23 protein-coding genes are annotated in these 22,397 nt (G+C 64.6%); 7 read left to right on the top strand and 16 right to left on the bottom strand.

The window, feature by feature from the left end:
* Positions 1–69: 69 nt before the first annotated feature.
* Together FFY45_RS08045 and arfB are read right to left on the bottom strand one after the other, a co-directional pair.
* Positions 70–699: a lysophosphatidylcholine acyltransferase gene (locus FFY45_RS08045; protein ID WP_104549914.1), complete on the bottom strand. Its 630-nt coding sequence runs from the start codon at positions 697–699 to the stop codon at positions 70–72.
* A gap of 2 nt (positions 700–701) precedes the next feature.
* The gene (arfB, locus tag FFY45_RS08040; RefSeq protein WP_104549913.1) at positions 702–1,133 is read right to left on the bottom strand and encodes an alternative ribosome rescue aminoacyl-tRNA hydrolase ArfB; all 432 of its coding nucleotides are present in this window, start codon (positions 1,131–1,133) and stop codon (positions 702–704) included.
* Between the two features lie 93 nt (positions 1,134–1,226).
* On the opposite strand from arfB, the gene FFY45_RS08035 reads away from it, so the two are divergent.
* Positions 1,227–1,772: a DUF2059 domain-containing protein gene (locus tag FFY45_RS08035; protein WP_176340027.1), complete on the top strand. Its 546-nt coding sequence runs from the start codon at positions 1,227–1,229 to the stop codon at positions 1,770–1,772.
* Positions 1,773–1,921: 149 nt separating this feature from the next.
* Here FFY45_RS08035 and FFY45_RS08030 read toward each other — a convergent pair whose 3' ends face one another.
* From FFY45_RS08030 to FFY45_RS08020, 3 genes are all read right to left on the bottom strand, one after another.
* Positions 1,922–2,695 (bottom strand): pseudouridine synthase, encoded by a 774-nt coding sequence (locus FFY45_RS08030; protein WP_176340026.1) that lies wholly within the window; start codon positions 2,693–2,695, stop codon positions 1,922–1,924.
* Between the two features lie 97 nt (positions 2,696–2,792).
* Positions 2,793–4,466 (bottom strand): ubiquinone biosynthesis regulatory protein kinase UbiB, encoded by a 1,674-nt coding sequence (gene ubiB, locus FFY45_RS08025; protein WP_176340025.1) that lies wholly within the window; start codon positions 4,464–4,466, stop codon positions 2,793–2,795.
* Positions 4,463–5,107, bottom strand: a complete 645-nt coding sequence (locus FFY45_RS08020) for a ubiquinone biosynthesis accessory factor UbiJ (protein WP_176340024.1) — start codon at positions 5,105–5,107, stop codon at positions 4,463–4,465. The genes ubiB and FFY45_RS08020 overlap by 4 nt, the downstream gene beginning before the upstream one ends.
* Positions 5,108–5,301: 194 nt before the next feature.
* Between FFY45_RS08020 and ddlA the strand changes: the two genes are divergently transcribed.
* Entirely contained in the window at positions 5,302–6,405 is a 1,104-nt protein-coding gene (gene ddlA / locus FFY45_RS08015) for a D-alanine--D-alanine ligase (protein ID WP_176340023.1), read from the top strand.
* Positions 6,405–6,530 carry a hypothetical protein gene (locus FFY45_RS08010; RefSeq protein ID WP_255171897.1) on the top strand — a complete coding sequence of 42 codons (126 nt, stop codon included), beginning with the start codon at positions 6,405–6,407 and terminating at the stop codon, positions 6,528–6,530. The genes ddlA and FFY45_RS08010 overlap by 1 nt, the downstream gene beginning before the upstream one ends.
* Positions 6,531–6,648: 118 nt before the next feature.
* On the opposite strand, the gene FFY45_RS08005 is transcribed toward FFY45_RS08010, so the two are convergent.
* Together FFY45_RS08005 and oleD are read right to left on the bottom strand one after the other, a co-directional pair.
* Positions 6,649–6,807: a DUF1328 domain-containing protein gene (locus tag FFY45_RS08005; protein ID WP_003468167.1), complete on the bottom strand. Its 159-nt coding sequence runs from the start codon at positions 6,805–6,807 to the stop codon at positions 6,649–6,651.
* Between the two features lie 64 nt (positions 6,808–6,871).
* Positions 6,872–7,882: a 2-alkyl-3-oxoalkanoate reductase gene (oleD, locus tag FFY45_RS08000; RefSeq protein WP_176340022.1), complete on the bottom strand. Its 1,011-nt coding sequence runs from the start codon at positions 7,880–7,882 to the stop codon at positions 6,872–6,874.
* A 459-nt stretch (positions 7,883–8,341) separates the two neighbouring features.
* On the opposite strand from oleD, the gene FFY45_RS07995 reads away from it, so the two are divergent.
* Positions 8,342–9,322 (top strand): serine hydrolase domain-containing protein, encoded by a 981-nt coding sequence (locus tag FFY45_RS07995; protein WP_176340240.1) that lies wholly within the window; start codon positions 8,342–8,344, stop codon positions 9,320–9,322.
* Between the two features lie 731 nt (positions 9,323–10,053).
* Here the strand turns inward: FFY45_RS07995 and FFY45_RS07990 are convergent.
* Both FFY45_RS07990 and oleC read right to left on the bottom strand, forming a co-directional pair.
* Positions 10,054–11,607: a winged helix-turn-helix transcriptional regulator gene (locus tag FFY45_RS07990; protein ID WP_176340021.1), complete on the bottom strand. Its 1,554-nt coding sequence runs from the start codon at positions 11,605–11,607 to the stop codon at positions 10,054–10,056.
* Positions 11,608–11,616: 9 nt separating this feature from the next.
* Positions 11,617–13,272 carry an olefin beta-lactone synthetase gene (gene oleC / locus FFY45_RS07985; RefSeq protein ID WP_176340020.1) on the bottom strand — a complete coding sequence of 552 codons (1,656 nt, stop codon included), beginning with the start codon at positions 13,270–13,272 and terminating at the stop codon, positions 11,617–11,619.
* 317 nt (positions 13,273–13,589) lie between these two features.
* On the opposite strand from oleC, the gene FFY45_RS07980 reads away from it, so the two are divergent.
* On the top strand, positions 13,590–13,973 hold the full coding sequence (locus FFY45_RS07980) for a YkgJ family cysteine cluster protein (RefSeq protein WP_176340019.1): 384 nt from the start codon (positions 13,590–13,592) through the stop codon (positions 13,971–13,973).
* Between the two features lie 146 nt (positions 13,974–14,119).
* On the opposite strand, the gene FFY45_RS07975 is transcribed toward FFY45_RS07980, so the two are convergent.
* From FFY45_RS07975 to FFY45_RS07960, 4 genes are all read right to left on the bottom strand, one after another.
* Positions 14,120–15,022: an alpha/beta fold hydrolase gene (locus FFY45_RS07975; protein ID WP_176340018.1), complete on the bottom strand. Its 903-nt coding sequence runs from the start codon at positions 15,020–15,022 to the stop codon at positions 14,120–14,122.
* A 139-nt stretch (positions 15,023–15,161) separates the two neighbouring features.
* Positions 15,162–16,301, bottom strand: a complete 1,140-nt coding sequence (gene fic, locus FFY45_RS07970) for a protein adenylyltransferase Fic (protein ID WP_176340017.1) — start codon at positions 16,299–16,301, stop codon at positions 15,162–15,164.
* An 87-nt stretch (positions 16,302–16,388) separates the two neighbouring features.
* Positions 16,389–17,405, bottom strand: coding sequence for a 3-oxoacyl-ACP synthase III (locus tag FFY45_RS07965; RefSeq protein WP_023902138.1), 1,017 nt, complete (start codon positions 17,403–17,405; stop codon positions 16,389–16,391).
* Between the two features lie 101 nt (positions 17,406–17,506).
* On the bottom strand, positions 17,507–17,827 hold the full coding sequence (locus FFY45_RS07960; protein ID WP_023902137.1) for a DUF4156 domain-containing protein: 321 nt from the start codon (positions 17,825–17,827) through the stop codon (positions 17,507–17,509).
* Between the two features lie 397 nt (positions 17,828–18,224).
* On the opposite strand from FFY45_RS07960, the gene FFY45_RS07955 reads away from it, so the two are divergent.
* Entirely contained in the window at positions 18,225–18,686 is a 462-nt protein-coding gene (locus FFY45_RS07955; RefSeq protein WP_176340016.1) for an XAC0231 family protein, read from the top strand.
* Positions 18,687–18,712: 26 nt separating this feature from the next.
* Complete coding sequence (locus FFY45_RS07950) at positions 18,713–19,189, top strand: tRNA (cytidine(34)-2'-O)-methyltransferase (RefSeq protein ID WP_104549545.1); 477 nt, start codon at positions 18,713–18,715, stop codon at positions 19,187–19,189.
* A 151-nt stretch (positions 19,190–19,340) separates the two neighbouring features.
* Here FFY45_RS07950 and FFY45_RS07945 read toward each other — a convergent pair whose 3' ends face one another.
* From FFY45_RS07945 to FFY45_RS07935, 3 genes are all read right to left on the bottom strand, one after another.
* Entirely contained in the window at positions 19,341–20,564 is a 1,224-nt protein-coding gene (locus FFY45_RS07945; protein WP_176340015.1) for an MFS transporter, read from the bottom strand.
* A 104-nt stretch (positions 20,565–20,668) separates the two neighbouring features.
* Positions 20,669–21,283, bottom strand: coding sequence for a hypothetical protein (locus tag FFY45_RS07940; RefSeq protein ID WP_176340014.1), 615 nt, complete (start codon positions 21,281–21,283; stop codon positions 20,669–20,671).
* Positions 21,284–21,415: 132 nt separating this feature from the next.
* Positions 21,416–22,228: a hypothetical protein gene (locus FFY45_RS07935; protein ID WP_176340013.1), complete on the bottom strand. Its 813-nt coding sequence runs from the start codon at positions 22,226–22,228 to the stop codon at positions 21,416–21,418.
* Positions 22,229–22,397: the final 169 nt, after the last annotated feature.

Raw genomic sequence — 22,397 nt, 5'->3', positions numbered from 1 at the left:
CCCGGCGGCGCCGGTCATGAATGCAGGCGACCGGCCGCGACAAAACCTTTCAAGCGCGCGGCCGCATCCTCACAGCGTATCGCGATGCTTGCCGCGCCACGGCCGGTACCAGGTGCGGATGGCGGCGATATCGGCGGCCATGTCCGTGCCGGTCCAGAACGGCTCGCCGATGCCCACGGTCTTGCTGGGATAGTCGAAATACACCGGCAGGATCGGCACCTTGGAGTCGGAGGCGATCTTCCAGAAGCCCGCCTTCCAGTTTTCCACGCGCTTGCGGGTGCCTTCGGGGGTGATCACGTACCACATCTGCTCGGAGTTGCGGATCAGCCGCACCGCCTGGCCGATGGTGCCCTGCGGCGAGCTGCGATCCAGCGGGATGGCGCCGAGCTTGCGCAGCAGCGGGCCCAGCGGCCACCAGAACAGCTGCGCCTTGCCCAGCACGCGCACATCGAAGCCCAGCGCGAACTTGGCCGCAAAGCCAACAAAGCCGTCCCAGTTGGACGAATGCGGGGCCACGATCATCACCAGCTTGGGTTCGTCGGGCAGCCGCCCGAGCAGGCGCCAGCCGGTCAGGCGTAAGGCGGTACGGCCCAGCCAGCGGCCGAAACGACCGTGCGCACGCGGCATTCTGGGCGGGGTTGACTGCAGCAGGATGTTGGCCTGTGTTACCGGTGGCAACGACGGGTCGGTGTGACTCACGCTTACTCCCAGTGGGACGCAGAGCGTCCACGCTTGATATGGCTGCGCTCACGCTTGGCATCCAGCCGCCGCAGCTTGGCACCATGACTCGGTTTGGTGGCGACCCGGCGCTTGGGCACCGACAGGCACGCATTGATAATTTCGACCAACCGCTCGCGCGCATCCTCGCGGTTGCGGTCCTGGGTGCGAAAGCGCTGCGCGTCGATCACCAGCACGCCCTCGGCGGTCATGCGGCGGTCGCGCCGCGACAGCAGCCGCGCGCGAAGCGGTTCGGGCAGCGACGGCGATCCGGCCACGTCGAAACGCAGCTCCACCGCGGTGGAGACCTTGTTGACGTTCTGCCCACCCGCGCCGCTGGCGCGCACGAAGCGTTCGACGATCTCGCTGGGCGGGATCGTCAGGCTGGGAGTGATCTGGATCGGGTCGCTGGCCATTGTCCGGCGATTGTATCGGCAGCGGCGTGGACGCGCGCGCGAACGCGGGCTCCCGTATGCTGCGGCCGGTCCCCAGTTTTGCAGGATGCTCCGATGACACCACCTCGTTCCGTTGCCACCGTCCGCGCCTTCGCGCGCCGCCTGATCGTGCTGGCCGCGCTGGCACTCGCCACGCCCGCCGCATTCGCGCAGGCGCCCAGCGATGCCGACGTTAACCGTCTGCTGGCCGCCTCACGCGCGCAGACCATGCTGGACACGATGCTGCCGCAGATCGAAGCGATGCAGCAGCAGCAATTCGCCCAGCTCACCGCGCAGCGCCAGCTCGACGCCGCCCAACAGGCGCAGTTGCAGCGCATCCAGGACCGCACCCGCCAGACCGTGCGTAAGGCGCTGTCGTGGTCGGAGCTGCGCCCGATGTATGTGGACATCTACAAGCGCTCGTTCTCGCGCGAGGACGTGCTGGCCATGGCCGAGTTCTATGAGAGCTCGGCCGGCCAGAGCCTGCTCGACAAGACCCCGGCACTGACCCAGAACCTGATGGGCGCGATCCAGCAGAAGATGCTGCCACTGTTTGCCGATCTGCAGAAGGATCTGGAAAAGATCGTCAATGAGCCGGCGGCGGCACCGCAGAAGCCCTGAAGGGCTGGGATTTGGGATTGGCAAAAAGCCCCTCTCCCGTCGGGAGAGGGGTTGGGGTGAGGGTACGGCTGCCTAGAAACGTTGCCGCTCGACGTTGGTGCACTGACAGATCGACGTTGATGCACTGACACATCCATGACCACGTCGCATCACTGCACGTGTGTCGTGCCTTGCAACCCCGCCACGTCCCACCCAAACAATGCACACGCTTTCGCAAACTCCACATCCAGCGGCGCCACCACGCTGATGCGCCGCCCATCGGCCGGATGCGGGAAACCCAAGCGCTCGGCGTGCAGCAACATGCGGTGGATCCCGAGCATGCGGAAGCTACGGTTATGCCGGCCATCGCCATGGCTGGTGTCGCCGATCATGTGGTGCGACAGGTGCTTCATGTGCCGGCGAATCTGCCGGAAACGCCCGGTCTGCGGCTGGCAGCGCAGTAGCGCATAGCGCGAGGTGGCAAAGCCGGTCGACGGGATCTCCAGCTCGCCGGTGGCCAGCCGCTGGAAATGGGTCACCGCCGGCTTCTTGACCGGCTTGCCGGGGCCGCCATCCAGATCGTGATCGACGATGAAGCGCTCCTCGGCCGGCCAGCCGCGGCATACCGTCAGATAGTCCTTCTCCAATTCGCCAGCCATCAAGGCCTTGCCCAGCGTACTGGCGCTCTCACGATCGAACGCCAGCAGCAAGCAACCGCTGGTGGCGCGATCGAGCCGGTGCACAAGAAAGATCGGCCGGCCCAGCTGCTCGCGCAGCCGGTCGGCCAGAAAGTCGTCCTCCCCGCGCGCCAGCTTGCTGTCGTGGACCATCAGGCCCGCAGGTTTATTGACGACGGCCAGGACATCGTCCTGGTGGAGAATCTGCAACGGGTCGGTCGATATGCTCACCGGCCGATTATCCGCATCGCTGACACCGCATGCCACTGCGTTGCCGCGCCACGACTCGAAGGCCGCGTTGGTGCCCCGCTGCAGGCACTGCCGAAATGCAGCCGAATGCAGCGGGCCACCCTATCGCAATGTGTCAGCGGCGCAGCCAGGCGATCAGCAAAGCTACCGAACCGGCCGTGCCGCTGACCCAGCTCCACACCGGCACCGTGCCCAGGTACCAGCCATTCGGATGCAGGCCATACAACACGGCGGCGACCACCAGCAGGCCGCTGCCGGTGATGGCAGTGACCACGCGCGTCTGCAACTTGCGCAGGCTCACATCCAGCGCGCGCAACTCGGCCGAGCGGATATCGAGCTGATGGCGGCCTTCCACCTGCTGCTTCAACCAGCTGTGCACCAGGCGCGGCATGTCCGGCGCGTGGGTCATGATTTCAGGCAGCCGCTTGCGCAATTCGCCCAGCACCCGGCGCGGGCTGTAACGCTCGCGCAGGATGCGTTCGAGCACCGGCCGCGCCACTGCCCAGATATCCAGCTTGGGATCCAGCTGGCGGCCGACGCCTTCGATGTTGAGCAAGGTCTTCTGCAACAGGATCAGCTGCGGCTGCAGCGTCAATTCGTAACGCTGCGCGACGCGGAACAACTTGATCAGCACTTCGGCCAGCGAAATCTCCGACAACGGCCGGGTGAAGTACGGCTCGCACACCGAGCGCGCGGCCGCTTCCAGTTCGTCGATGCGCACGTTGTCCGGCATCCAGCCTGCCTCCACGTGCAACTCGGCCATGCGGCGATAATCCTTGTGGAAGATCGCCATGAAGTTCTCGGCCAGGTAGTACTGATCTTCCTGCGAGAGCTGGCCCATGATGCCGAAATCCAGCGCGATGAAGCGCGGATTGAGCCGGCGCTCCGGATCGCTGTCGACCCAGATGTTGCCGGCATGCGCATCGGCATGGAAGAAATTGTCGCGGAACACCTGCGTGTAGAACACCCGCACGCCCTTGGCCGCCAGCGCCTTGCGATCGATACCGGCCGCATCGAGCTTGGCGATGTCGTCGGAGGGAATGCCGTACACGCGCTCCAGCGTGAGCGCACGCTCGGCGGTGTGCGACCAGATCACCTCGGGCACGTACAGATCGTCCGAGCCTTCCCAGAACCGGCGCAGCACGCTGGCGTTGGCGCCTTCGCGTTGCAGATCGAGTTCGGCCGACAAGGTGGCTTCGATCTCGGCCACCACTTCGCGCGGGCGGATCTTGTCCGCACGCGGGTGGGTGCGCTCGACCAGGGTGGCCAACGAATGTAGCAAGGCGATATCGGCATCGATCTGGCGCTCGATGTCCGGGCGCAACACCTTGACCACCACTTCGCGGCGCACGCCATTGGCGTCCGGCTGTAGCGTGGCCGCGTGCACCTGCGCGATCGAGGCCGAGGCCAACGGTACGGTGTCGAATGCGGCGAATGCCACGCTCACCGGCAGGCCCAGCGCGCGCTCCACGATCAGCCGCGCAACGTCGCCGTCGAACGGTTTGACCCGGTCCTGCAGCAGGGTCAATTCGTCGGCCACGTCGGCCGGAATCAGGTCGCGCCGGGTCGACAGGATCTGCCCGAACTTGACGAAGATCGGCCCCAGTTCCTGCAGCGCCAGGCGCAGGCGCGCACCGCGCGATTGCGCGGCGATCTCGGCGCTGGCACGCGGCACGAACGGCTTGGCCAGGCGCAGCCAGCGCTCGGCCGGCGTGCCTTGCAGCAAGACGTCCAGCCGATAGCGCAGGATCACCCGGCCGATGCGGCTGGCCCGCAGCAGCGCCTTCATGCCGCACCTCCGGCAGCACGCAAACGGGTGACGCGTGCGGCCAGACGTTCGACGTCGTCGCGCAGTTCGTCGACATCGTCGTGGAAGGCTTCGAGTTCGGCGCGTGGCACCACATCGCGCGATTCTTCGGTGACGAATTCGGCCGCGCTATGCGCCAGATCCACTGCACTGCGGCGCGCCTGCTGCAGCGCTGCACGCACCGCGCCGGCGATCTGCACGCCCAGGATGTCGCCAAACACTGCCACGAACGGCAGTTGCCAATCCGGATCGAACCGCCCTGCCAATTGCTGCAGCTGCCGCGCCAGCTCCGCATCGCCGGAGACCTTGAGCCGGCCCGCCGGCGCACCACTGCGGCGCGCATTGGCCAGAAACGGCAGCTGGCCGAGCAGGCCGGCCAGGGTGCTGCGCACGGCGAGGTCTGGCTCCTGCGTTTGGTCCACCGGGCCGACCAACAGCCGGCGCTCGTGCACACGGATCTGCAAGGCCAGTGCGGGGGCTTCCAGGGTCAGCGCGATGCGCTGGCCTTCCAGCGGCAACAGGGCGTCGCGGGTATCCGGGTCCAGCGCCAGCGCGCGATTGAGCGCGGCTTGCAGGGCCTGGCCGGCGAGCGGCTTGAGTGAGTTGAGCAGTGATCCGGGCATGGACCCATTCTACCGTCCCCGCATGTCGCAACTGCTTGATGGTGAGCTGGCGAGTGCACGCCGGAGGCGAACGCGGCGGTCATTGCAGGTCGCCTTGGTGGCAAGGCCGCTTGCGTCGGTCGTGGAGGACTTCCTTCCGCGCGCCGGCCGCAGGCATGCTGGCGACCTCATTGAACAGATGGCAGGAGCAGGCGATGCGCAAGATCCGGGTCGGTCTCATCTTCGGCGGCAAATCGGCCGAACACGAGGTCTCGCTGCAATCGGCGAGAAATATTCTGGATGCGCTCGATCCGCAGCGCTTCGAGCCGGTGCTGATCGGCATCGACAAGCAAGGCCAGTGGCACGTCAACGACCCGGACAGCTTCCTGCTCAATGCCGACGACCCGGCGCGCATCGCCTTGCATCGCAGCGGTCGCGGCGTGGCGCTGCTGCCAGGTGCGCACCAGCAGCAGTTGCGTCCGACCCAGCCGGAGCAAGCGCTGGCGCAGATCGATGTGGTGTTTCCGATCGTGCACGGCACGCTGGGCGAAGACGGCTCGCTGCAAGGGTTATTGCGCATGGCCAATCTGCCCTTCGTCGGCTCCGGCGTGCTCGGCTCGGCAGTGGCGATGGACAAAGACATGGCAAAACGCGTGCTGCGCGATGCCGGGCTGGAGGTGGCGGCGTTCGTGTGTTTCAACCGCCACACCGCCGCACACGCCGACGTGCATGCGTTGGTTGCGCAGTTCGGTTTGCCGTTGTTCGTCAAACCGGCTAACCAAGGCTCGTCGGTTGGCGTGAGTCAGGTGCGCAGTGCTGATGCGTTTTCAGATGCGCTCGCGTTGGCACTGGCATACGACCAAAAGGTGCTGGTGGAAGCAGCGGTGACCGGGCGCGAGATCGAATGCGCCGTACTGGGCAATGCCACGCCGCAGGCCAGCGTATGCGGCGAAGTAGTGGTGCACGACGCGTTTTATTCTTACCAGACCAAGTACATCAGCGAACACGGCGCCGAGATCGTGATTCCGGCCGACATCGATGCGCAGACGCAGCAGCGCATCCAGCAGATTGCCGTGCAGGCTTATCAGGCGCTGGACTGCGCCGGCATGGCGCGTGTGGACGTGTTTCTCTGCGCAGATGGCCGCATCGTGATCAACGAGGTCAACACGCTGCCGGGTTTCACCCGGATCAGCATGTATCCCAAGCTATGGCAGGCAAGCGGGCTGGACTATCGGAGTTTGATCACGCAGTTGATCGAGCTGGCGTTGCAACGGCACGCTGACGATCAACTGCTGCGTAGTGCAGTGGAACCGCGCTGATGAGTCCATCGCAGGTGCGCGAGGTGCAGTTGCACGATCACCCGGCACTGCTTGCACTCAACAACGCGCATGCCACCGAATTGTCGTTCAGCAAGCACGTGCAATATCTCGAAAAACTGCTTTAAAACAGCCACAACGCAACGGTAGAGCCCTCATAACGCAGATGGCCCGCCTCCTTGCGAAAGCGGGCCATCTGAGCGTCAATCGGCAGCGCCGCTGCCGTGACGTATCGCAGCGAAGTGGTTAAACCTTGCCGCGACGGAACATCGAGATCACTGCCAGGATCAGGAACACCACAAACAGGATCCAGGCGATGTTGGTCGCCGCACCGGCGATACCACTGAAGCCAAGCACAGCGGCGATGATGGCGATGACGAAGAAAATGATGGCGTAATGCAGCATGGCAAGGATTCCAGAAGTTGTCGTGCCGAATCGGCGCAGACGTATCCTGAAGATATGGCGGTCTTTACCGGGTGATGGCGATGTCGTTGGAAGATGAGGATCGCAGCCGCTGCAGGCCTTCTTCGATGCTGATACTAGGTATATAACCAAAGTCGCGACGCGCCGGTTCCATGCTGTACCAATGCGGCGTGCACAATTGTTCCACCAGAAAACGCGTCAACGGCACTTCGCCTGGCAGACGCAACAGTGGCCACATGGTCTCGCACACCGCACCGATTCTATAGGCGGTCTTGAACGACAGCGAACGCGTCACTGCCGGTGCATCCACTGCGGCCAGCAAGCGATTGAGCAACTCGCGCATCGGCAACGGTTCGCCATTGGAAATGAAGTACGCCTTGCCTGCGCAGGCAGCCCCGTGTGCAAGGTGCTCGAACGCATCGAAGTGCGCTTGTGCGGCGTTGTCGATGTAGGTGCTGTCCACCAGGTTGCTGCCGTCGCCGACCATGCGCAGGCGACCGGCACGCGCACGTGCTGCCAGGCGTGGCAGCAGGTGATTGTCGCCCGGCCCCCAGATCAGACGCGGACGCAAGGCCACCGTCGCCAGCTGCGCATCGTTGGCCGCCAGCACCGCACGCTCGGCGATCGCCTTGGTGGCCGCATACGCTGCGCGCAGGTCTTCGCCGTAAGGCACTTCGTCGGCGCCCAGACCTTCCACCGGACTGGTGGCGCGATGGGTGACGCTAGGTGTGGAGGTGTAGATCAGCCGCGGCACGCCATTGGCCCGACACGCGTCGATCACGTTCTGCGTACCGACCACATTGGCCTGGTGATAGCTGTCGTAGCTGCCCCACGCACCTGCCTTGGCCGCATTGTGGAAGACCGCATCGATACCGGCAAAAGCGTGCCGCACCGCTTGCGGGTCGGCCAGGTCGCCACGGATCTGGCCCACGCCCAAGGTCTGCAGAATCGGGTAATCGCCGCGCTGGAAACTCACCACCTCATGCCCGCGCGCGCGCAGGCCGCGGCACAACGCCTGGCCGAGAAAGCCACCACCACCGGTCACCAGCACCTTCATTGCGCCACATCCATTGTTCCTGCAGGGCGCACACAATAGCTGGACCGGACTGTGATCGCGACGCCGCGCGCGCGGCCGGCCGCCTGCGGCTTTCGCAAACCATTGATCGCAAAGAGCTTCATAAATCTTCATCGAGACATCAGGCAGTTCATTCGCGCTGCTGGCGTCATGGCCGGACCCTGGATCGCTGGAGTCACCATGACCCGCCTGTCGCTGCTGTTGTCCGCCCTGCTCGTCATCTTCCCGCTGCATGCCGCCCCGCCTATTGCTTCTCCAAGAGCCGCTTCTCCAAGAGCCGCCTTTGCAAAAGCCGCCACTCCAGGCATTGCCACACCAGGTCCATCGGCTGCCGCGTCACCGGCTGTGCCTGCAGCGGCCACCACGCCGCCGGCCCTGGATGACGGCTGGCCGGTCGCCAACGCTGCCGTCAGCGGCTGGAACCTGCCCGTGCTGGCGCAGATGGAACAGGCGCTGGCTGCCGATCTGGCGCCATCCACCACCAGCGTGCTGATCGTGCGCGATGGCGTGCTGGTCTACGAACACTACCTGGGCGATGCCGATCGCCAGACCTTGTACGACACCCGCTCGTTGACCAAGAGCGTCACTGGGCTGCTGGTCGGTGCGGCGATCGCGCGCAAGTTGATCCCCAACGCGCAAGCCAAGGTCTACGACTACTTCGGCGATCGCCAATGGCAGCATCCCGATCCGCGCAAGCGCGACATCACCCTCGAAGACCTGCTCACGATGAGCTCGCAGCTGGAATGCAACGACGACAACGCCTTCTCCGCCGGCAACGAAGAGCGCATGTACGTGAGTGCGGACTGGACGCAGTTCGCCCTGGATCTGCCGATCCGTGGCTACGCGCCATGGATGCAGCGGCCCGCGCAAAGCCCGCATGGCCGCGCGTTTTCGTATTGCACCGCAGGCTCCTTCCTGCTCGGTGCGGTGCTGGAAAAAGCCAGCGGACAGCGGCTGCAGGCGTTCTCCGCACAGGTGCTCGAAAAGCCGCTCGGGATCGAGCAGGCGCAGTGGAATGTGTCGTCCGAAGGAGTAGGCATGGGCGGTGGCGGCACCCGTTACCGTGGCCGCGACCTGGCCAAATTCGGCCAGTTGCTGCTTGCACAGGGGCGTTGGCAAGGCCGCCAGGTGATTGCCGCCAACTGGATACGCACGATGACCAGCGTGCATGCGCAGGCACGCGACGATGCCGATTATGGCTACCAACTCTGGCACTTCCTGTTTCCGGTGCACGGCGTGCAACGCGACACCTGGGCGATGTCCGGCAATGGCGGCAACTACGTGTTCGTCGTGCCCGAGGAGCGGCTGGTGGTGGTGCTCACACGCAGCGCCTACAACACCCGGCAGATGCACCAGCAATCGCATCGGTTGCTGACCGACTATGTGCTCAAGGCGCTGCCTGAGAGCAACCAGGCACGCTGATAAAACATCTCTAACGCTGTATCGATGGCGGCACCGTGTTGGCCGCACTCGCCTGCGTTGACGAGTGAAGTGATGTCAGGAATGGCAGTGACATTGCAGATCGAAAGGAGCCGATCAGACCACACCGCATCTGAAGGCCGCGCTGCATGCAATGCACGCAACACTGCTTGTAACCACGCACACCGACCCTCTCGACTGGTCCTTGCCCGGCCACCGTCGCGGGACCTTACGCGGCATGGATGCCGCGTAAGAGCTTACAAGGACGTACTTGCAGCGTGTCCCGCGATGGTGGCCGGGCAAGGACCCTGCAGAAAAACCGCAGACCAAGCGCTCTACACCTGAGGCATCCGCACCGCTCGATCAGCTTTCAAGGCAACCGGGAGCTTGAGCTTCGGCGCAGTTGGATGCTCCCAAACCGAGCGGGTCGAGGGCGCGATGCCCTCACCGCTTGCGGGACACGCCGTGAACCCATCCGTGGAGGCTCGGTGGCGGCATCCATGCCGCCACACGGTCCCGCAAGCGGTGAGGACATCGCACCTGTCTACGTGGTCGTGTGCTGATGAAAACTACAAACCTGGCCGCGCCCGGCTAGCAGTGCGTGTAGTAATTTTCCGAAGTGGCTTACCGCACGACTACGCAATGAGCAGCGAGCGCAGTTGCTCTATGCGGCATGCAGCGGCATGCACCGCGATTTGAGCGTGAAGCGCACCCAAACGAATCGATACAGTGTCTTAGCCCCGCTCGGACATGGCATCTGCCGGCAACAGATTACGAGCACGCAGTTGCGCACGCTGGGCAGCGAGATCGGCATCGATACGTGTCAGCAACGCAGCAAACTCCGGCAAGGCACGCAGCGGCTGCAGCAACGGCGACTGACGCAGATAGCCGGCGTTGCGGTAGCCGGCGGCTTCGGCATGCTGCAGAGCCCGCATTGCTGCGTCCGGCGCATGCGCACACAGCAGCAGAACCGCCGCATCGACTGCATCGAACGGGTCACCGCCACGCTCCACGCTGACCAACAAATCCTGCGCTTGCGCATGCAGCGTCGCGGCTGCCGGTGGCGGCTGCGCCTGCAGTGTCAAGGCTACGGTCTGCGCGAAGCTGCCCTGCGGTCTAAGCTGCACCGCCCGCAGCGCCGCTGCACGCGCAAGCGCCTTGTCACCACGCAGCCACGCAAGCTCGGCCTGTAGCAACGACAGCCCTGCGTACTCGGTGCCACGGCTCTGCGCCTCGTTCAATGCCGTCTGCGCTTCGGCCGCGCGGCCATGTTCGAACAGGAACGTAGGCCAGGCCAGATTGGAGAAAGGATCGTCCGGGTACAGCTGAAAATTCTTTCGGTAGCGCGCCTCGGCTGCACTCGCATAACCGAGCAGACTCAGATTGCTGGCGATCTGGATCGGCAGGAATCGCACGCGCGTGGTGTCGCGCACCGCCAGGTTGGCCGACAGCGCCTGCACCAATTTCCCCTGGCGCTCGTACAGATACGCAGCCGAGCCGCTCACCGCATCGGCACTGGGATCCAGCTGCAGTGCCTGTTCGTAGGCTGCCAAGGCATCGCCATTGCGGCCCTGACAATCCAGCGCATAACCACGCGCGGCGTACGCTGCCGCAAGGCCCGGTTGCACGGCCACAACAGCATCGGCCAGTCGCAAGGCTTGCAGCGCAAACGCTGCATCCCCGTCGTACTGGCACACGCGCGCACTGTAGGCGCGGCTGAGGCCGAGTTGCGCCTGTCGATCGTCCGGTGCTTCCTGCAGGCGTTGGCGATACAAGCCGATGGCGCGTTCGTTGTCGTCGCGCTGGCCAATGCCGGCGTAGTAATCGGCACGCTGCAACAATGCGGCTTGCGCTGGTGGCGCATCACGCGTTTGCAGCCAGATCACGCCTGCGCCGATGCAGACCAACAACGCCACAATGCAGGCAGCAATCCAGACTCCACGTCGCCGCAGCGCGTCTGCGGGCGGCGCTTGTTCGACCTGTACCGGCACGCAGAGTTGATAACCCTGCCCGCGTACCGAGCGCAGGTAACGCGGTTGCCGCGAGTCGTCGCCCAAGGCTTGCCGCAACAGGCGCACACGCTGGGTGACGGTTTCTTCGTTGACCAGCGCTGGTGCCCACACGTTCTGGATCAACTCGTCGAAATCGACTACCCGCTGCCCCTGCTGCAGCAAATAGTGCAGCAGGCGGAAACTCAGCCCGCCAACCTCGAGCGCGACACCGCCGCGCTCCACGCGCTGACGCGCCACATCGATGCGCAGGTCATCCAGACGATAACGCGCGCGCATCATTGGGGCTCAGTGCGACTGCTGCGCTGCCCAGACCGCCAGCTTTTCGCGACCGATCTTGGCGTTGTGGCGGATGTCCACCGGAAACCCGGAATGGCGCAGAAACCGCGCGATTCCTGCAGTGTGCGGGTGCGCAGCGCCCAACGCACGCAATGCGGTTTCCACTTGCGCAAACGCCGATGCCGACACACCCGGCTGCAACTCCACGCACAGCACCGGCTGCTGTTGCCCGGCTGCGCCCACACCGACCAACGCGGTGCGCCGCACCTGCGGATGCACGTTGAATACCGGCTCCACCTGCTCGGTGTAGAGCGGGCCCGTTGCAGTTTCCACGCGATGGGTCTTGCGGCCGCAGAACCACAAGCGCCCTTCGGCATCGAAATACCCCACATCGCCCATGCGATGCACGATGCGCTCGCTGCCATCACTGCTGCGCTCACGGATCTTGGCGATGCGCGTGGCCGCGTCGCGGTTGAAGTAGGTATCGGTGGTGGTGGGACCGGCAACGGTGATCTCGCCGACCTCGCCCACCGCCAGCACGCGGGCGCCGCTCCACTCGGGAATGGCCGCATCGTCGATGGCGATGATGCGCACTTCATTGGGCGCGACCACGTGACCCACGCAGGTGCCGGCGCCTGCCTCGGTGGCTGCGCGGGTGGCATCCAGCGTGCGGCCTTCGATCGCTGCCACCGGCAGACATTCGGTGGCGCCGTACGGCGTCCAGAATTGCGCATCTGCCGGCAGCAGCGCGCGGATCTTGGCCACCACATCCGGCGGCACCGGCGCACCGGCCGAGGTGGCCAGGCGCACGTTGGGCAGTGGCTGGCCATAGTCCGCCAACACACGCATCAATGCCGGCGAGCCGAACAACTGCGTCACACCGAAGCGGTTGATCGCATCGTGCAATTTGCGCGGATCGGCGGTGGCCGGGCGGGTCGGATCCATATCCGGAATCACCGAGGTCAGCCCCAATGCCGGATCGAACAGGGCAAACGGCGGAAACGTCGGCAGATCCACACCACCGGGCTGCATGTCGAATGCATTACGCAGCAACTCGATCTGCCCGACGAAATGTCGGTGTCGATACACCACGCCCTTCGGTACGCCGGTGGAGCCGCTGGTGAACAGAATAGCCGCTACATCGTCCGGCGCAGTGTCGGCCAATTGACTGCCGGCGCTGGCGCCATCGCGCTCCACGCGCGCCAGCGTCACCCCGCCCCAGCCGTAGCGGCCACCGACGGTGACGATCTGCTTGGCAGAGCGCGCCCAACGCAACAGACGACGCGCCAGCTGCGCCAGCGGAATACCGATAAACGCCTGCGGCTGCGCTTCGTCCAGGCATTGCTTGAGCGCGCGCTTGTCGATACCCGGATCCACCAGTACCGGCACCGCACCGGCCTTGAACAACGCAAACATCAACAAAAAGAATTCCGGCGAAGGCCGCACCATCACCACCGCGCGCGCGCCACGTCCGATGCCATGCAATGCCAATCCGGCGGCGATCGCATCGCTGCGCGCGTCCAGCTCGGCATAGCTCAAGGTCACATCGTAGGCAGCAAATCCGTTGGCGGCGCGACGGCCCGGGCAGCGGATGGCGATCTGCTCGGGGCGCTCGCGCGCGAGTTCCGGCAGGGTGGCGGCGATATTGCAGAGAAGAGTCGTCATTGCCGCATTATCACCCATGCGCCGACGGTGCCGCCCCGCTTGTGTCATTTCAAAACGTCATACGCACGATGGAGCGCGTCGGCATCGCCTATCCCGAGTTGCCCTGCTGACGCGCAATGCGGCCGTCACGATGTGGAGCAGGGCTCGCACTACACGCCCTCTCCAATGGGCGATTCGCTCGATCGCGTACATGCGCTTGTCCAGCTTACGCAAATGAACCGCTAACAGGCGCGCGTCCGTGCCACTTGTATCGTGGCGTGGTTCGGTCAGAATGCCGCGCTCTCCACGTTGTTTCGCCGCGCAAGGCCCGGCATTCCATGGCACATCCCTGCCTCACCTGCGGCGCTTGCTGCGCCTACTTCCGCGTCAGTTTCCACTGGAGCGAAGCCGATCCCGCATTGGGCGGCAGGGTGCCGATCGAGCTGACCGACTCATTGCGCACGCACGAGCGCGTTATGCGCGGCACCTCGCAATCGCAGCCGCGCTGCATCGCACTGGACGCGGACATCGGTCGCTACAGCCGCTGCAGCATCCACGACCGCCGCCCCTCCTCCTGCGCCGCCGTGCCGGCCTCGCTGGAGTTTGGGGAGCGCAGCGCGCAATGCGACAAGTCGCGATTGGCGCACGGCCTGCACGCGCTCACCGAGGCCGATTGGCTGGGTGTGGACGACGCACAGCGCAATCAGCTGCCGCCGCAGTAACGGCTGATCGCTACGAGTGAGTACGGTATCCACTCGAGGCGACCAACAGAAGAACTGCGTGGCCGATGCTATCCACTCGTCCATCTGATTTCAGCGCGCCGCAGGCACTTATCTGCTGAACGCCTGCACAGATATGCCAATGGCACTTACAGCGGATTACGCTCCAAAAACGCACGGATCGCCGGCACCAGCACTTCGTGCTTGTCTTCCAGTACGTAGTGATTGGCATCGTCGAACGCGGTGACTTCGGCATTCGGCAATGCCTGACGGAAGCCCGCCAGGAAATGCTTGTCGAAGCAGATATCGCGCAGCCCCCACGCGATGAACGCCGGGCGGTCGGCAAACGAGGGCAATGCCTGCGCCGAGCGTTCCAGCAGCGACCAGGCCTGGTCGGCGGGCGACAGCGGAATGTCCTGCATGAAGCGAATGGTGGAGATGCGGTTGCGCCAGTTGTTGTACGGCGCCACGTACGCGCGACGCACGGCGGCCGGCATCCGCCGCGATACGCCAAACCACGAAGCGCCGGACGAAAAGGCATTGAACGTACGGATAAACCACTCGCCCGGCCGCCAATGCCGGCCCATCGCGATCTGCCACGGCATCGGTTTTTCCGGCGGTAACGGGAATGCAGCGGTGTTGGTGATTACCAGCCGCTTGACCTGAGCGTGATGCGACAACGCCCAGCCGAATCCGATCATGCCGCCCCAATCGTGCACCGCCAACGTGATCGGCCCGCTGATACCCAGATGCCGCAACAGCGTGTCCAGATCGTCCACGCGCGACTGCAGCGTGTACGCGTAACGCGGCTGCGCATCAGGCGCATCGTCCGGCTTGTCGGACAGCCCCATGCCGATATGGTCGGGCACGATGCAGCGGTAACGATCCGACAGGCCACTCACCAGTTTCCGCCACAGATAACTCCATGACGGATTGCCGTGCAGCATCACGACGACTTCTCCATCGCGCGGACCTTCGTCCAGATACGACATCGCAATGCCGGGACGCACCTCAAGGCGCTTGGGAGTGAAGGGATAGCCGGGGTAGGTCATGGCGAAGGTATCCAATTCGTTTCAAGAGAAGCTGCGTGATGCAGATGTTGACGTGGCACGTACAGACGAGGAGCACCACGGTGATCGCCGCATTGCGACATCTCCAACGCGTAGCAGATGTAGGAGTACACAGCCAGCGTCATTCCGCTTCCCGCAAATGCATCCGATAAGTCGGCAGTTGATGCCCATCACTGGATAGCAGGTGCAGAAACGCCGGATGCAGGAACAATTTTTCTTTACCCAGGCGCTGCTCTTGCAGCATGCCGATATCTACCAGTTCCTTGAGATGGCGTGCAGCGGTCTGCCGGGTGACGCCCATCACGTCCACCACATTCTGGATGCGGCAGTACGGCTGATTGAAGATCACTTCAACGAGTTCGCGGCTGTAGGCCTTGGGAGCGTGTTCTCGCACGTGGTCACGCGCCTGCGTTTCCAATTCGCGGATTGCCTGGATCTTTGCCGTCGTCCATGCAGCGGTCTCGGCAACAGCTGCGAGCATGTACTGAATCCATTCGGCCCAGCGACCATGCCGTGTGACATCTAGTAGCAAGCGGTAGTAGTCGCTGCGATGGCGGATGATGTAGCGCGACAGGTACAGCACGGGAACATCGAGCAACCCTTGCTCGATCAGCATCAGCAGATTCAAGACACGTCCGGTGCGCCCATTGCCATCGGTGAACGGGTGGATCGCTTCGAACTGGTAGTGCGCCACCGCCATCCGGATCAGCGGATCGATGTCGGTGTGCTCGTGAATAAAGCGCTCCCAGTTCGCCAGCTTGTCGCGCAGCAATGCCTCGCCAACGGGCGGGGTATAGATGATCTGATGGATCTGCTCATTGGCCAGCGCAGTCCCGGGCACGCGCCGGATCTGCATCTGCACGGCCTTGATGCGGCTGCACACCACCACGGCAGTGTCGGTACATAGCGGTCGTCGCCGCAGCGACTGGAACCCTTCGTAGAGCGCGCTGCGGTAACGCAGGGCTTCTTTGGTTGCCGGGTTCTGGGCGCGTTCCTGGTCGTCTGCATAACGGAACAAATCGTCCGTTGTGGTGACGATATTTTCGATCTCCGAACTGGCCTGTGCTTCCAGGATCGGGATCGTGTTGATGAGCACTGCCGGATTGGGCAACAGCGCGGTGGCCTGCTTCAGCTCGGCCAACGCGGTGCGTGCAACGATGCAGGCCTTGAGCAGGCTGCGCGTTTCGATGTCTCCCGCCGGAGGAAGCGGCGGGAGCGCGTTGTAGGGCTGCTCGGGGTTGAACACCAGCGTGTCGTCCATGCCTACACCGGTCATGTTGCAAGAGCGAACATGATGCAATGACGTGTACTAAAAATCCATTTTTTTTAACACGTCGCTAGATGCAACTCACCAAACCACTTCCGCCATCGAGCAATTCAGCCCCGACCCGATGCCCATCAGCGCGATCCGGTCGCCCTTCTTCAGGCGGCCCAGCTCCTTGAGCTTGCTGAGCACGATCGGCACCGACGCCGGGCCGATATTGCCGTGCTCGCCGAAGATGGTCATGACCTTGGCCGGGTCGATGCCGAACGACTTCACGAACGAAGCGGTATGCGGGCGGCTGACCTGGTGGATGACGAACTGGTCCAGCTCGTCCACCGCCCAGCCCATCGCCTGTTTGGCGGCCAGGAAGGTCTTCTGCGCCAGCTTGATGCCTTCGATCAGCAGCAGCCGGGTGTCGGTGACCATGCGGTCCAGGTTGCCCCGGCACAGCTTGTTCCACTCGGTGGCCGAGCGGGTCACGCCGCCCTTGTAGCGCGGCGCGTCGGGCACCAGCTCGGTGCGGGCCATCACCATGGCCGCAGCGCCGCAGCCCAGGGTCAACGCGGCGAGTTCGTTGCGGAACTCTTCTTCGGTGACATCCGGCGAGGTCATGCGCTCGAGGGTCTTTTCATAGACCAGGTTGGCGGTCTCGCCGTCCACGACCAGCGCGTAGTCGATCTCGCCACGCTCCAGCATGCGGGCGGCGATGTCCATGCCGTTGATGAAGGCAAGGCAGGCATTGGCCACGTCGAAGGTCACACAGTGGTCGCCGACCCCGAGGTTGCCGGACACGATGGAGGCCGTGGACGGCTCCAGGTAGTCGCGGCTCACCGAGGTGTTGACCAGCAGGCCGATCTTCTCGATGCCGATGCCGGCGTCGATCAGGGCCTTGCGTGCGGCCAGCGTGGCGGCGTCCGATGCCTGGACATCCTGGTCCCACAGGCGCCGTGCATGGATACCGGCAACGTCGCCCAACACGTCGGTCTTGATCCCGAGGCGGTCGTAGGTCGGTTGCAGGCGCTCGTTGATTTCCTTGGAAGTCAGCGTATGCGGCGCATCAATATGCGCCAGTCCCGCGATGGAGACATTCTGGAAGAGCATCGAAATAGCGCCATGGCGTCAGGCGAGGGGGCGTCAGTCTAGCTGCTGGCCGCTTTTACCGCATCTTTACAATTGAACCGGCCTCGCCCCAGCCAAACGGTTCAGCGCGGCGGGCAGCGGAACGCGTTGAAACGCTGGCTGCCATCGGCCGGCTGGCCCTGCGCCTGGACCGTGTTGGCATTGGCGCCCGGGGCCTCGTTGCGTGCCAGCGTCTCCAGCTCTTCCTGCACCCGCAACGGGTTGCGGTTATAGAAGCCGACCTTGCTCTTGACCGACACCACGACCTCGCCCTGCTGCTGACAGCCAGCTGGCACAGGGCCTGCGGGCAGGACCTGGACGCCCTTGCCGCTTTGTTCGATCGGCACCCAGGTGCAGGCCGCGGTGGTAGCGGCAACCAGAACAGACAGCATGAGCACGCGCATAAGTCTTGGACACCTGTGGGTAAAGCCGGATTGTGCCGCAGTTGTCTGCCGGCAATCAGCGCGTGCCGTGTGCCCGCCATCGAGTCATTCAGCGCGCTGAATATCACCTCCATCGCCCTGACGACCTCTCCGCTGCGCTGTCCACGGGCGCCGCACGCGTCCGGGTGTCCGGACGCGGACACAGCCGCGAACAACAAATCCCTTTGAAATCAATGCACTGATGCTGGCACGCCATTTGCTCTAGTTCATCGGCAAGCATCCAGCAATATCGCAAGCCAATCCGAATCTGACTTCCAGCTGAATAAATAAAAAAGCACCAAGAAAGTTCTTGCGGATACCGAAACGGTGTACTACCTTACTACCACACCACTGCCCACCCACACCAAGAGACCTCGCCATGAAGACCCAGACCCTGCGCATCGCCCTCTCCGCCGCCCTGCTCGCCGGCACCACCCTGGCCGGTTTCGCCCAGGCCGCCAGTCTGACCACGCTGGACACCGTGCAGGTTCGCCCGGCCGCCGACCAGATCGCCCAGCAGACACTGGAGCGCAGCAGCGGCATCCGCACCCTGAGCGCCGTGCAGGTGCGTCCGTCGGCCGAGCAACTGGCCGCACTCGCCGCCGAACAGGCTGGCCCGCGCATCGTCACTCTGGCGACCGTCCAGGTCCGCCCCTCGGCCGAACAGCGCGCCGATCTGGTGGTTCGCAGCACCGCCGCCAGTGCACACACCGCTTCGGGCCAGGCCGCCGCCGCCATCGGCGCGCTGATGGGCCAGGTCATCGTCAACCTGCCTGTGCCGCACTTGCAGCCCTCGCCGGTCGAGCTGGAAGCGCTGGTCAACGCCACCCTCAGCCTTTAAGCATGCGCGCAGCTACACTTGCGCGCATGTCAGCACCCGTCCTCGATGTCATCCTGTTTCAACCCGAAATTCCGCCCAACACGGGCAATGTGATTCGCTTGTGCGCCAACACCGGCGCGCGCCTGCACCTGATCGAGCCGCTCGGCTTCGACCTCAGCGACAAGCAGCTCAAACGCGCCGGCCTGGACTATCACGAGTACGCAACCCTGCAGGTGCATGCCGACCTGCCCACTGCACTTGCCGCAATTGCGCCCAAGCGCGTGTTTGCACTGAGTACGCGTAGCAGCGTGCGTTACGACACACCGCAGTTCGCAGATGGCGATGCCTTTTTGTTTGGCCCGGAAACCCGTGGCCTGCCGGCCGATGTACTGGAATCCATCCCGCCACAGCACCGGCTGCGTGTGCCGATGCGACCGGACAACCGCAGCCTCAATCTGTCCAACACCGTCGCGGTCATGGTGTTCGAAGCCTGGCGGCAGTGGGACTTCAGCGGCGGTCAGTAAGTCGCAATGGTCGATACGACTGCACAACTGACGGGCGGCTAATCGCGGATGGAAAATGGCGTATCCCGCAGTGATGGTTCTATGCGCAATCCACGCCCACCGGATTGTTGCTTGCGATGATGTGCCTGGGTACTGCGCTCATGCCACCGCTTCACTGCACCGCTTGCACATCGATCGCTGCCCGCAACATGCCGCGACAGCCTGCCCACAGCGCCACCGCCAACAACGCGATCGCGCCCAGCGCCAGAAACGCGATGCGATAGCCGAAGGCGTGCGCCAGCCAGCCACCGAATGCCGGGCTCAGCGCCGCGCCCACACCTTGCACCGTCATCACCGCACCCTGACCGACATTGACGCGCCCGGTGCCCTGCAGCAGACGCGCCACCAGCGCCGGCACCACCACGGCCTGCAGGCCGGCACCGAGTCCATCGAGCATCTGCACCGGAAACACGCCCCAGCCCTGGATCAGCGATGCGGCGACCAGCGCACGCAATGGCAACGCCATGAACGCCACCAGCAACACCCACCAATGTCCGTGCACGCGGATCCAGCGCATCGCCAACAACGCCACCACCACCATCGTGGCCTGCGCAACCACGATGGTGGTGGCCGTCAGCGCACTCGGGTCGCCCGCATGCGCGGCCACGATCGCCATGCCGTAGAGCGGCAACATCGCCGCATTGCCCAGATGGAACAGCCCCAGCGTGACGGCCAGCAACGCCAGCGGTCGGCAGGTCAACAAGACGCGCCAACCACTGAGAGTGTCCGTGCCGTCGGTGTTGCCCAGACCGCGCGCGGCGCGATGGTCGATGGCCGCCGACGGAATCAGCCACACCGCCACGATCGCCAGCACGCCGAAGACTGCGGTGAGCACAAAGATCGCCGCAAACCCGTACCGCCATCCCAGCCAGCCGGCCAACAGTGCGGCCAGCATGTTGCCGGCATGGTTGGCGACCTGATTGCGCGCCAGCTGATGATCGAACCCACGCGCATGCACCAGCCCCAAGGTGATGCCGGTGAGCGCCGGGCCGATGCCGGCTGCCGCCAACGCCGAGACGATCTGTGCAGCGACTACACCGGAGGAGCTCGGCCGTAGCCAGATCAGTGCAGTGGCCAGCAGAATCGCCAAGCAGCCGACCACCACCACGGCGCGCTTGCGCCGGGTGGCATCGACCAGGGCACCGGCCGGCGTGGTGGCAAGCATGCCGGCGATGCCGCCCACACTCATCACCGCACCGATCGCCGCCACCGACCAGCCCTTGGATTGCAGGAACACGCTGAGAAACGGCCCCAGCCCGTCCTGCACATCGGCCACGCTGAAATGCAGCGCTTCCAGCGCGCGGCTGCCACGTGGACGCGGTGTGCTCATGCGCATCGGCGTTCTCCGTTACACGATGGAAAGCGACTGCGCACGCTGGCGTGCATGGCCGACCCGATTGCGATCGCATCGCGCCAACGCGGCAGCCGCATCGCGGGCACCTAGTGCTTGGGCTTTGGTTTATGTGCACCCGGGCCATGCGGATGCTCGATCTGCTTCAGCGACGCGGCCTTGGCGCCCAACGCATGCGCGTGGATCAGCACGCCGTGCGGCGTCGCCTGGGTCTCGCCTTCTGCCACCAGCGCCTTGCCGACGATCAGCTGCTTGGAAAAGTCGGCGCCAGCATGCGGCGGAAACCGCACCGTGACCCCGTCATCCAGCAACACGCCATGCACTTGCCCATGCGGGCCGTGCAGCAACCGCCCAATGGTGCCGCTGTGCTGGGTACGTTGCGGCTTGGGTGGCTTGCCGGCAGGCGGTTTGGGCTTGGGTTTGACGTGCGGCCCATGCGGGCCTTCATCGAGAATGCGCTTGCCGCCTTCCGGATCGATCGCCAGTGCTACCAGCATGTCCACATCGCGCGGCTTGAGGCCACGCACGCTCAACGTGCTGCCGGGCTTGAGCGCCTTGAGCAAGGCGGCAGACAGATGCGGCGGCGTGTGCACTTCGGTGCCGTCGGTCAGCAGCAGGCCATCGATATCGGCCTTGGGATTGAGCAGAAAGCGCGCCAGCGTGCCGCGGGTTTCGGGAAGGAAATCAGGATCGACCCAATGCATGAAAGAACTCCAACGAAAGTAGGACCGGCCAATGCCGGCAAGCCGCGCCCGTCGCCACCCATGAGACGTGGCAGGAAAGGCGCATAGAGAGAAACGGTGTGAACGCCGCCGCGTGTGCGACAGCGCTTTGGATCAACGCGGCGCCGGAGCCGGAGCCGGCGGTGGCGGTGGCGGTGCCGCCGGCGGGACAGGCGGCGCCGGTGGTGCGGGCGGCACCGGACCATCCGGGCGCGGAGGACTGAACAAGGCGCGCTGCGAGGCACGATCGCGACCCAACTGCGTGGCTTCGATGGCGCGGCCGGTGGCCGTGGCAACACCGAATCCGCTTACGCTCAGCGGCGCACCGGTGCGCAACAAATCGCCGAACTGCAGCGCCAGATGCGGCGGCATCCGCACCAGCGTGCCATCGCTCAGCAATGCGCCATTGGTCTCGCCACCGGGGCCGTAGACCAACCGCTCGATGCGTCCCTCGGCCTGCAACGGCGTCAATGCGGCGGGTGCCGGAGGCGCGGGCGGCATCGCGGCGGTCGTCGGCGGTCGGTCGACCACCTCGCGCCCACCACGCGTGGAACGGATGCTGCTGGCACGTAGCACCGGCAGGCTGCCCAGGCGATACCCCTGCACGGTGACCGCATCGCCACGGCGCACGGCTGCCTGCAGTTCGCCGGACAGATGCGGCGCAAACGCCACCTGGGTGCCATCGCGCAACCACAGGCCATCGACCTCGCCGTTGGGATTGAGCATGAAGCGCTCGACGGTGCCGGTCACACTCACCGGGGTAGCGGCGACCGGTGCAGGTGGTGCGGGCGGCATCGGCGGCGCCGGTGGTGGCGTGCCGACCGGCGGACGCGGGGCAACCGGTGCGGCCGGCGCTGCAGGAACCTGCGCGGCGGCAGTCGCCACGCTGCAGGCCAGTGCGAAAGCGAGTGCGGTCTGACGAATCATGTGATGTCTCCAGGGCGGCAGGAGCGCCGCTTGCCATGAAGACAAAGCAGCAATCGTGCCAACGTCGAATGCGTTGTTTTTCAAGGGTTTTGCAGATGCAGCTGTAAGAATGAGCGTCTGCGTTTCACACACCACTGTCCGCTTTGCAGACACTTTGCAGCCTCGTTAT

The sequence above is a fragment of the Xanthomonas hortorum genome (genome assembly GCF_011305375.1).
In the GTDB taxonomy this organism is placed as follows: Bacteria; Pseudomonadota; Gammaproteobacteria; order Xanthomonadales; family Xanthomonadaceae; genus Xanthomonas; species Xanthomonas hortorum_E.
This window is presented reverse-complemented; position numbering and strand designations above follow the sequence as displayed.